Raw genomic sequence first — 312 nt, 5'->3', positions numbered from 1 at the left:
GGCTCTTTATGTGCTCGGCACCATCGTCGTCCTTGGTGTCGTGCCCCACGAACAGCTCGTGCATTCCGTCGCGCCGTTTTCCGAAGCTGCGGGGATCATGTGGGGGCGCGGCGGGGAACTGGCAATATCGGTCGCAGTCTTGCTGTCATCGATCGGCGCCCTGAACGGCTGGACGCTGCTGATGGGGCAGGTTCCGATGGCTGCTGCCCGGGACGGGCTCTTCCCTCCCCTGTTCGCACGGCTCTCGAGCCGGGGCGTCCCGGCGGTTGGCATGATTGTCTCGGCCTCATTTGCGACCATGCTGGTGCTCGT

The 312-nt window shown here is 65.1% G+C and carries 1 protein-coding gene; it reads left to right on the top strand.

What is annotated here, in order from left to right; all coding sequences use genetic code 11:
* A partial coding sequence (locus AF337_RS12355) for an amino acid permease (RefSeq protein WP_152971025.1) occupies positions 1-312 on the top strand: 312 nt, incomplete at both ends.

It is taken from the genome of Rhizobium ecuadorense, assembly GCF_001187535.1.
In the GTDB taxonomy this organism is placed as follows: Bacteria; Pseudomonadota; Alphaproteobacteria; order Rhizobiales; family Rhizobiaceae; genus Rhizobium; species Rhizobium ecuadorense.
Note: the sequence above shows the minus strand (reverse complement) of the source record. Positions and strands in the feature narration are given on the sequence as shown.